This window comes from Mycobacterium sp. TH-M103 (genome assembly GCF_057473785.1).
In genome coordinates this window covers 1-10,029 of sequence record NZ_JBYCLG010000358.1, presented here as the reverse complement: position 1 = coordinate 10,029, position 10,029 = coordinate 1, and the positions used below count along the sequence as shown (strand labels likewise).

Below are 10,029 nucleotides of genomic sequence, written 5' to 3'. Positions count from 1 at the left end.
CATCGAACCTAGATCACCGTCCGTGCGCCCCGCTCACCATCCCCGCCGCCATACCACACGCTCCCTGATCCACATGAACGTCAGGAGAGCCGAACTTTCTACCGTGAGTTCGTGTTCAAGACACGGACGCAGGGTTAGGAGATCCGCACATGACTCGCGCACCGACGCCGGCGCTCGTGCAGGACCAGTTGGAGCTCTACCGGCGGATGTGGGTATTGCGGCTGCTGGACATGGCACTCGAGGAGTCGCGGATCGACGGTCTTCTCGACGGTCCCCGAGAAACCGCATTCGGGCAGGAGGCCGTGGCCGTAGGCATCACCGCGGCACTGCGGCCCCGCGACGTCATGACCACCACCATCCCCCATCTTCGGCACGCCCTGCGGGCCGGCCTCGCCCTTCCGCTGGGCCCCGCGATCGCCCAACTGATCGATCCGTCCCTCTGCGACTCGCAGGAAAGGACCCCTGTGGGCGAGTGGAAGCTCGGTCTGCACTCCGCATCGACCCCGTTGGCGCGGTCGGTGCTGTCCGCCCTCGGTGACGCCGACGCGCAGCGGCGGGCCGGCGCGGGCGAGGTAACACTGCTGGCCATCGCGGATCGGGACGCGAGCACCGTCGAGTTCACCGTGGCCGCGACCATCGCTTCGTCGTGGCGGCTCCCGGTGGTGTTCGTCGTCGAGGACATCCGCGCTGTATCGGGTCCACGCGCGGACCGCTGCCCGCGCGGTCGTCATGGCATGCCGGTGCTGTCGAACAACGGCAAAGATGTTGGCGCGGTTCGCGATTCGGTCGCCGAGGCAGTGCGGCGGACGGGTGTGGGCGAAGGCCCGGTGCTGGTCAACGCCGTTACCTACCGCAGCAACCACCCCGTCGGTCTGGATCCCCTGGTGTCCGAGAGGCGACGGCTGATCGACGGCGGCGTCAGCTGCGCCCACCTGTACGAGGTGGAACGCCGAGCCCGCCATTTGGTGGCCGAAGCCGAGTCGTTCGCGACGGCCATGGTGCGGGCGGAGGAGGCGGCGCCGGTCCGCGAGCCGGAGCGCTGGCCGGCGATCAGCTGAGTAGGCCTTGCCGCATCCCCTCGGCGACGGCCGCCGCTCGATCGCTGACGCCGAGCTTCTCGTAGAGGCGCTGGACATGGGTTTTGACGGTCGACGGGGCCACATACAGTTCCCGCGCTATCGCGGGGACGCTTTGGCCGTGGGCAATCCGGTTGAGCACCTCGCGCTCTCGTGCGCTCAGCGCGGGCGCCGCCGGCGCCGCGCGCTGGCGGATCTCGGCGGCAAGGCCCCCGACGAGCCCCGGTGCCACCACGTCACGACCTTGCGCGCAATCCAGCACGGCGCTGACGATCTCGCTGCGGGTCGAGTCTTTCAGCACGAACCCTGCGGCGCCCTGCTGCAGTGCCTGGTAGACGATCGCCGACTCGTCGTGCGCGGAGAGCAACAACGCGCGGGAGGGCAACTCCAGGTTTCGCATCTCCGCCGCCACCTGAGCGCCGTCCATGCCGGGCATCCGGTAGTCGAGCAATGCGACGTCGGGCAGGTGAGCCTTGATCAACTCCAGCGCCGCGGTGCCGTCGTCCGCCTCGCCGACGACGTCGACCGACCCGCTCGACGCGAGCGCCCGCACCACGCCCTCGCGGAAGAGCGGATGATCGTCGGCGACGACCACCGTCACCTTGTGCGGGGCCGCTGCGCCGACCATGGCGATGAGTGTAGCGGCCGGCCGCAACAGAATTGCTGCTGTGGACTTGCGGCGGCCCGATCCCTTCCTTCGTGGTTCGACACGGCCGGGACCCCGCCGATGAGTACGGTGACCGGGTGACGGTGGGCGGCGACGCTGAACTCGATCGGGTCCGCAGCGTGCGTCAGTTGCGCGCGTACCGCCTCGCGTCGGTGCTGCGCATCGGTGTGGTGGGGCTCATGGTCGCCGCCATGGTCGTCGGCACGCCGAAATCCGAACGGGCGCAGCAGACCACCTTGGTCGTCGTCTACGCCTTTGTCGCGCTGGGTGCCGCCGTCCTGGCCTTCGCCCGGCCCGGCCTCCGGGTCGGGGTGGGCCGCTCCGCGGACATCGGCCGGTGGAGCAGTTCGCGTCACCACCGTCGACGTCGTCGCGTTGACGGGCTTTCAGCTGCTGTCCGCCTACGGGATCCATCCCCCTGTTGATCATGGTGCTGCTGCCGGTCTTGGTCGGGGTCGACGTATCGTCGCGCCGGGCGGCTGTGGTGCTGGCCTCCACCTTCGTCGGATTCGCGGTCGCCGGGGTTCACGACCATGTGCTGATGCGCCGGGGCAGATTGCCCGACGACGCTTTTCATTTGGGGCTCTACGCGTTTTTGGGCGCCACCGCGTTCGTGGTCGTCCGCACGAATAGCGTCACGTGCGGTCGGTGGCGAAGCTGGGCGCCCTACGCGAGGAGTTGCTCGCCCAGACGATGACCGCGTCGGACGTCGAGCAGTGCCGCATCTCGGAATCTCTTCACCGGGCCGCTGCAGGACATTCTGCCGGTGCGACACGAACTCGTGGAAATGGACGCGGCGCACCCCGGCGACGAGCGCCTCGGGCGCGCGCTGGCACGTCTTGAGGCTGCCTGGGAGCGGCTGCGCTAGGCGACGTTCGAGTTGCATCCTGGGGAAGGGCACACCGTGTTGGCCTCCCAGCGGGCCCGACTAACGCGGACTCCCATGCCCGCATGCCGTTACCGCTCGGGGCAGAGCGGGGCAACACATTAACCGGCAATTGCCAGCTAATTAACAGGAAGCTAACAAGCTCTTCACACAATTTTTTCTATACGCACCTAAATAGCTGAGCTATATGGTACCCGGGTGGATTCGTCGGGTGGCCAAACATGTTCGCTCAGTGGACGGCATCGACGTCTTGGTAACCGGTCGTTGCATCGCCAACCTGCCGCTCCCGCGGCAGCGCGGTGGTGCTCTCGATGACGACCGAGTCGGTCGGCAGCATCTCCGCTGCGGGCATCCTTGCTGAACCGGCATTGCACGGTTTGCTGCCGTTCGACTTCGGCGCGCTCCCCCCCGAAGTGAACTCGGGGCGCATGTATGCCGGGCCCGGATCGGGCTCGCTGATGGCGGCCGCGGGGGCGTGGGACTCACTGGCGGCGGAACTCGGCGCGGCGGCCGCCGGCTACCGGTCGGTGGTCGCCGAACTGATCAGCCTGCGCTGGACGGGGCCGGCGTCGGCGTCGATGCTGGCGGCGGTCATGCCGTTTGCGGACTGGCTGGCCGGCACCGCCGTGCTAGCCGAACAGGCCGGCATGCAGGCCAACGCGGCCGCCGCCGCCTACGAAGCCGCGTTCGCGTTGACGGTGCCGCCGCCGGCGATCGCCGCCAACCGGGTGCTGCTCGGCACGCTGGTCGCGACGAACTTCTTCGGCCAGAACACGGCGGCGATCGCTGCGACCGAGGCTCAATACGCGGAATTCTGGGCTCAGGACGCCACCGCGATGTACGGCTATGCGGCGTCTTCGGCGGCCGCGTCGGTGTTGACCGCGTTCGCCTCGCCGCCGAACACCACCAACCCCGCCGGGGTGGCCGGCCAGGAGGCGGCGGTGAGCCACGCCGGTATGTTGGCCGCGGGTGCCGCACAGCACGCAGCGATGTCGCCCGCGACGCAGGCAACGCCTTCCTCCGGGTTGCTGCTGGCGTTGCAGCACCTCGGATCGGCAGCGACGAGTGGTATCGAGTCGAAGCTCGCGGCTTTGACGGCAAGCTTGAACGCCTTTCCGACCGAAAATTTGAACCTGGTGGTTAACACGTCCGGGTTGAGCTATTTCGGCGCGGGTGTCGTTCAGTTGGGCTACCTGTTTGGGCAGCAGTTCGTGCCCAGCTTCGGGAAGGCGCCGCTGGTCTCCGCGATCGAACCGGCCTTGTCTTCTACCGCGGCGCCCGCCGGTGAGAGGGGCGTATTGGTTGCGGCGAACGTGGGTCAGGCCGGCAGGGTCGGGCTGATGTCGGTTCCACCGAGTTGGGCAACGTCGCCCGTTGCGCCGACTGCGGCCGAGGCCGGCATCGTGACCTCGGTCGGACACGGCACTCCTGCCGGCGCGACGAACGGATTGCTGCCGGCCGGGGTCGGGGGACAGCGGCGCGGCCTGAACTTCGGGCGGCGTCGCTACGGCCTGCGGCTGACGGTCATGACACGGCCGCCGTACGGCGGTTGAGGCATTGCGAGCCACGGCACGACAGAGCCAAAACACGACAGTAGGGAGAAGGGACATGGCACACACACATACCGATAGGCGCCGGAAATGATGGATTTCGGCTCATTCCCGCCCGAAATTCACTCGATGAGGATCTATTCGGGGCCCGGATCGTCGTCGCTGCTTGCCGCAGCATCGGCGTGGAGCGGTTTGGCCGGCGAATTGTCCTCCACCGCAACCGGATACGAGACCGTGGTGACGCGGCTGAGCAGTGAAGGCTGGACGGGACCCGCATCGGCGGCGATGGCCGAATCCGCGGCCCCTTATATTGCATGGTTGCGTACCACCGCTGCGCAGGCCGAACAGTCGGCTGACAAGGCGCGTCTGGCGGCCAGCGCATACGAAACGGCGCTCGCCTCGGTGGTACCGCCGCCGCAGATCGCGGCGAACCGCGCTCAGCTGGAGGCGTTGGTGGCCACCAACCTACTCGGGCAGAACGCATCCGCGATCGCGGCCAACGAGGCCCAGTACGGCGAGATGTGGGCGCAGGACACCGCCGCCATGTATCAGTATGCTGGTACCTCCGCGGTCGCGGCAGCGGTCAAACAGTATGTGTCGCCGCCGCAGACTTCCAACCCGGCGGCCGCGGCCACGCAGGGCGTTGCGGCGACCCAAGCCGCCGCTACTTCGGCCGGCGCGGCGCAGAACTCGCTGTCCCAGTTGGTGTCGGCGATGCCCAATGCGTTGCAGAGCCTGGCGTCGCCCCTGACGTCGGCGGCATCGTCTCCGGCGAACAGCTTGCAGCAGTTTTTGAACTGGTATGGGCCATTCGGCAACTTCTTCTACGACACCTCGGGGTTGCCGTTCTTCGGCGCCGGCATCACCACCTTCTTCACCGGCACGGCGGCCAGCCTTGGGCTGGTAGGCCCGGGCGCCGCAGCCGCTTCTTTAGCACCGGCCGAGGGGGCGGCGGGCGCGGCCGCGGGTGCGGCCGGCGCAGTGGGCCCGGCGCTGGCGGGCAGCACCGGGGTGTCGGCGACGCTGGCCGGCGCGAACTCGGTCGGTAGCCTGTCCGTGCCTCCCGCCTGGGCCGGGTCGAGCCCGGCGGCGAGCCCGGCCATCCCGTCGCGGTTCGTCAGCGAGGTGATCGAGCCCGAGAGCGCCAGCCACGCGGGCAATCTCGTGGGCGGCATGCCGTTGGCGGGTGTGGGTAAGGGCTCGGCGGCGGCCGCCGGTCCCCGGTACGGGGCTCGCCTCACCGTGATGGCCCAGCCGCCGTCGGCAGGCTGAGCGCGAAAAAAGGGGGGCGGACAGACAAAGGACATGACATGACAAAGGGCACCGAGACGAACGTCGCCGATTCCTCCGTCGCCGGCGTCGAGCACGACACGCTGACCGCCACCAGGGAGACGCTCGAGGACTACACGCTGCGCTTCGCGCCGCGCGGGTACCGGCGGTGGTCCACGGCCGTGGTCGGGGTGTCGGCCCTGGGCGGCATCGCCTATCTGGCCGACTTCGCGATCGGCGCCAACGTGGGTATCTCCTACGGCACCACCAACGCGCTGTGGGGTATCGGGATCTTCGCGGTGGTGATCTTCGCGACCGGGTTTCCCCTGGCCTACTACGCCGCGCGGTACAACATCGACCTCGACCTGATCACCCGCGGCAGTGGCTTCGGCTACTACGGTTCGGTGGTCACCAACGTCATCTTCGCGACGTTCACCTTCATCTTCTTCGCGCTCGAGGGTTCCATCATGGCCCAGGGGCTGAAACTGGGGCTGCACATCCCGCTCTGGGCCGGCTATGCCTGCTCGACGCTGATCATCTTCCCGCTGGTTATCTACGGCATGAAAGTCCTTTCCCAGCTGCAGGTCTGGACCACGCCGCTGTGGCTGGTCCTGATGGTCGCCCCGTTCGTGTACCTGGTGATCAGCCATCCCGAGTCGGTCGGCGAATTCTTCGGCTACACCGGCAAGTACGGCCGCAGCGGCTTCGACCTCGGTTCCTCCCTGCTGGCCGCGGGCGTGTGCCTGTCGCTGATCGCGCAGATCGCCGAACAGATCGACTACCTGCGTTTCATGCCCCCGCGCACCCCGCAGAACTCCCGCAGCTGGTGGACCTGGATGTTGCTCGCCGGTCCCGGCTGGGTGGTGTTCGGGGCGGTCAAGCAGATCGTCGGGCTGTTCCTGGCCGTATACCTGATCTTCCACCTCGTGGGCTCCACGTCGATCGCCAACCAGCCGGTGCACCAGTTCAACGAGATCTACCAGAACTTCATGCCGGACTGGCTGGCGCTGACCCTGGCCGTGATCCTCGTGGTCCTCAGCCAGATCAAGATCAACGTGACCAACGCGTACTCGGGATCGCTGGCGTGGACCAACTCCTTCACCCGCGTCACCAAGCACTACCCGGGCCGTGTGGTGTTCCTCGGTGTCAACCTGACGATCGCTCTGATCCTGATGGAAGCCAACATGTTCGACTTCCTCAACACCATTCTCGGGTTCTACTCGAACTGCGGTATGGCGTGGGTGGTGGCGGTGGCCTCCGACATCGTCTTCAACAAGTATCTGCTCGGCCTGTCGCCGAAGAAGCCCGAGTTCCGGCGCGGCATGTTGTACGCGGTCAACCCGGTGGGATTCGGCTCGATGGTGCTGGCGGCGGGGCTGTCGATCGTCGCGTTCTTCGGTGGCCTCGGTGAGGAATTGCGGCCCTACTCACCGCTGGTGGCGATCGTGATCGCGTTGGTGATGCCGCCGGTCCTGGCGGTCGCCACCAAAGGCAGGTACTACCTTCGGCGCACCGATGACGGCATCGCGTTGCCCATGTACGACGAGCTGGGCAACCCCTCGGGTGAGCACCTGAGGTGTCATGTCTGCAAGCACGAGTTCGAACGACCGGACATGATGGCCTGCCAAACCCACCAGGCTTACGTCTGCTCGCTGTGCCTTTCCACCGACAAGGTGGGCGACCACGTGCTGCCGGCCGCGGTCCAGGCTTGACATCTGGAACACGAATTCCCAGAGGCGATCTCCCGCCGCGTCCTGGCTCCGCGAGTGCCACACTTGGCGGCGGCCCAGCCGCTGTCAAGTGTGGCGTCGATGACAAGGCACATCCGAGTGTGATGGGTTTCATGCCTCGCTGATACATGCGTCTAGTTAGCCCATCTATTATTGTTGCTCGTCGTGGTCGAGAGCCGGTTGTCGCAAAGTCATGTACCTGTGGTTGGCGATAGTGCGGGCTATGTTGACGCCGACGGCACGATCGTCGTGCCCGACGCGGTGACCCTGACGTCGCTTCTCGACCGCAACCGCCTGGCTTTCGGTGACCGCCGGTCCTATCGCTTCATCGACTACGCCAAGGATCACCACGGGCAGGCCGTTGATCTGAGCTGGAACGCGTTGTGGTCACAGGTGCGCGCGATCGGCGCCCGCTTACAACAAGTCACCTCGCCCGGGGACCGGGTGGCGATCGTAGCCCCACAGGGTTTGCATTACGTCGCAGGCTTTTTCGCCGCGCTCCATGCCGGCAACGTCGCAGTCCCGCTGTTTGCGCCGACGCTGTCCGGGCATGCCGAGCGTCTGGCGGCGGTGCTGGCAGATGCCCGGCCCGCCGCTGTGTTGACCACCACCGGCGCCGCCGAGCCGGTCCGCACGTTCATGAAAGCGGTGCCGCCGCAGCGGCGTCCGCGATTGATCGCGGTAGATGCGGTGCCAGAAGAGCTCGGCTCGAGCTTTGTCGACATGGCACGGGATGCCGATGATGTCGCCTATTTGCAATACACGTCCGGTTCGACACGCACGCCGGCCGGTGTGGAGATCACCCACCGCTCCGTGTGCACGAACGTCATGCAAATGGTCCTGGCGGGCGGACTTGACCTGAGAGTCCGCAGCGTGAGCTGGTTACCCCTGTACCACGACATGGGCCTGATCATGATCATGTTCCCCGCGCTGTTCGGGGAATCCATCACGTTGATGGATCCCATGGCGTTTCTTCGGAGGCCATACCGATGGATCAAGCACCTGGGCGCCGAGGGCCGATACGGGCGCACGTTTGCCGCCGCGCCGAACTTCGCTTTCGAACTGACCGCCGAACGCGGCCTGCCGCCACTGGGCGAAGCCTTGGACCTGAGCAATCTTGTCTGCCTGCTCAACGGGTCTGAACCGGTGACGATGTCGGCCATCGACAAATTCACCACCGCGTTCGCCCCCTACGGCCTGCCCGCCACAGCGGTCAAGCCGTCCTACGGAATGGCCGAAGCGACGCTCTCGGTGGCCAGCATCGCCCAAGATGCCAAGGCCAGTGCGATCTACCTTGATCGTGACCAGCTCGGTGCGGGCCGCGCGGTGCCCGTAGCCGCGACGAGTCCAGGCGCGGTTCCCCACGTCTCGTGTGGTCAACCGATTCCCAACCAGTGGGCAGTGATCACCGATTCCGACGGCGCCGAGGTCTCCGACTGTACGATCGGCGAAATTTGGTTGCACGGCAACAACGTTGGTCGCGGATATTTCGGCCGCGACGATGAAACCGAGCGCGTATTCGCCAACAAGCTGCAATCGCGGCTGATGCAGGGCAGCCACGCCGAGGGTGCGGAAGACAACTGCTCCTGGCTGGCAACCGGGGACCTCGGCGTGTATGTCGCCGGCGATCTGTATCTGATAGGGCGGATCAAAGACCTCATCATCATCGACGGCCGCAATCACTATCCCCACGACATCGAGGCCACGGTCGGCTACGCTTCAACGGCCATCCGCCACGGATATGTTGCCGCGTTTTCGGTACCCCGCGACATGCTGGATTCGCCGGCCGGCAACACTGCGGAGCAACTCGTCATCGTGGCCGAACGCGCGGCCGGCGCGGGCCGGGAAGATCCGCGCCCGATCCTCGATGCGGTGAGTGCTGCGGTCGCGCGCCAGCACCACATCCGCATTGCTGACATCAGACTTGTGGCCGCAGGCGTCATCCCCCGTACCACCAGCGGCAAACTTGCCCGCAACGCGTGCCGGGCCGACTACCTCGCCGGACGGTTCAACCGCGGCCGGTAGCGGCTGGGAATGTCGCCCGTTCTCGAATGCGGGATACCCACTTCGTTGCCGCAAGTGCGCACCCGACCCCGCGGCCGGTTCAGCAATTCGCCGCGGTGGCGCTTTCCGCTTCACGGCCGGATCATGGAGTAGGTTAACCGATCTGCACGTCGTCGGCATCAACGTCTTGTCCGCGGCGACGGTGACCCGCGTCCGGCGCCGCGCGGCTCCTATTGCAGGTCGACGGACTTGCCGGTCGCGGCGGCGTAGCCCGCCCGGTACCCGAAAACCATTGCCGGGCCGATGGTTCCGCCGGCACCGCCGTAGGCCCGCCCGGTCGCACCGGCCATGGCGTTGCCCGCGGCGAACAGCCCCGGTATCGGTTCCCCGCCGACGTGCAGGACGCGCCCGTCGTGATCGGTGCGCGGGCCGCCCTTGGTGCCCATCGCGCCGATGCTCACCGGCACCGCGTAGAAGGGGGCTGTGTCGATCGGGCCGAGCGTCTTGCCGGCGAGCGTGGTCGCGCTGTCGTCGCCCCAGTACCCGTCGTACGCGCTCGAGCCGCGCCCGAAGTCGGGATCGGCGCCGCCGGCGACGTGACGGTTCCATCGCTCGACGGTGCGGGTCAGGCCGTCGGAGTCGATGCCGGTCTTGGCGGCCAGCTCGGCGAGGTCGGCCGATTCGCAGAACCAGTCCGGAACCGGTTCGCCGGGGGCGACGCCGAGGAATCCGTACCGCTGCAGGTGGATCGAGTCGAACACCATCCACGCGCGATCGTTGACGTATCCGTCGCGTGGGTCCAGGTACTGGAAAGCGCCGGCCATCGAGTTGTAGTCGGCGGCCTCGT

The 10,029-nt window shown here is 67.1% G+C and carries 7 protein-coding genes and 1 pseudogene; 6 read left to right on the top strand and 2 right to left on the bottom strand.

Annotated features, from left to right (window positions below; genetic code table 11):
* Window positions 1–149 precede the first annotated feature (149 nt).
* Entirely contained in the window at window positions 150–1,058 is a 909-nt protein-coding gene (locus AC2VOR_RS19925) for a thiamine pyrophosphate-dependent enzyme (RefSeq protein WP_486964373.1), read from the top strand.
* Here AC2VOR_RS19925 and AC2VOR_RS19920 read toward each other — a convergent pair.
* Window positions 1,051–1,704: a response regulator gene (locus AC2VOR_RS19920; protein ID WP_369736983.1), complete on the bottom strand. Its 654-nt coding sequence runs from the start codon at window positions 1,702–1,704 to the stop codon at window positions 1,051–1,053. The two genes, AC2VOR_RS19925 and AC2VOR_RS19920, sit on opposite strands and share 8 nt — an antisense overlap.
* A gap of 116 nt (window positions 1,705–1,820) precedes the next feature.
* Here AC2VOR_RS19920 and AC2VOR_RS19915 point away from each other — a divergent pair.
* From AC2VOR_RS19915 to AC2VOR_RS19895, 5 genes and pseudogenes are all read left to right on the top strand, one after another.
* A pseudogene (locus AC2VOR_RS19915) lies at window positions 1,821–2,608 on the top strand (sensor histidine kinase); the annotation flags it as partial.
* Between the two features lie 332 nt (window positions 2,609–2,940).
* The gene (locus AC2VOR_RS19910; protein WP_486964372.1) at window positions 2,941–4,182 is read left to right on the top strand and encodes a PPE family protein; all 1,242 of its coding nucleotides are present in this window, start codon (window positions 2,941–2,943) and stop codon (window positions 4,180–4,182) included.
* A 90-nt stretch (window positions 4,183–4,272) separates the two neighbouring features.
* The gene (locus AC2VOR_RS19905; protein WP_369741431.1) at window positions 4,273–5,451 is read left to right on the top strand and encodes a PPE family protein; all 1,179 of its coding nucleotides are present in this window, start codon (window positions 4,273–4,275) and stop codon (window positions 5,449–5,451) included.
* Between the two features lie 38 nt (window positions 5,452–5,489).
* Window positions 5,490–7,160 carry a hypothetical protein gene (locus AC2VOR_RS19900; RefSeq protein ID WP_369736988.1) on the top strand — a complete coding sequence of 557 codons (1,671 nt, stop codon included), beginning with the start codon at window positions 5,490–5,492 and terminating at the stop codon, window positions 7,158–7,160.
* Window positions 7,161–7,343: 183 nt separating this feature from the next.
* Window positions 7,344–9,203 (top strand): fatty acyl-AMP ligase, encoded by a 1,860-nt coding sequence (locus tag AC2VOR_RS19895; protein ID WP_486964371.1) that lies wholly within the window; start codon window positions 7,344–7,346, stop codon window positions 9,201–9,203.
* A 209-nt stretch (window positions 9,204–9,412) separates the two neighbouring features.
* On the opposite strand, the gene AC2VOR_RS19890 is transcribed toward AC2VOR_RS19895, so the two are convergent.
* A partial coding sequence (locus tag AC2VOR_RS19890; protein ID WP_486964370.1) for an FAD-binding protein occupies window positions 9,413–10,029 on the bottom strand: 617 nt, incomplete at its 5' end.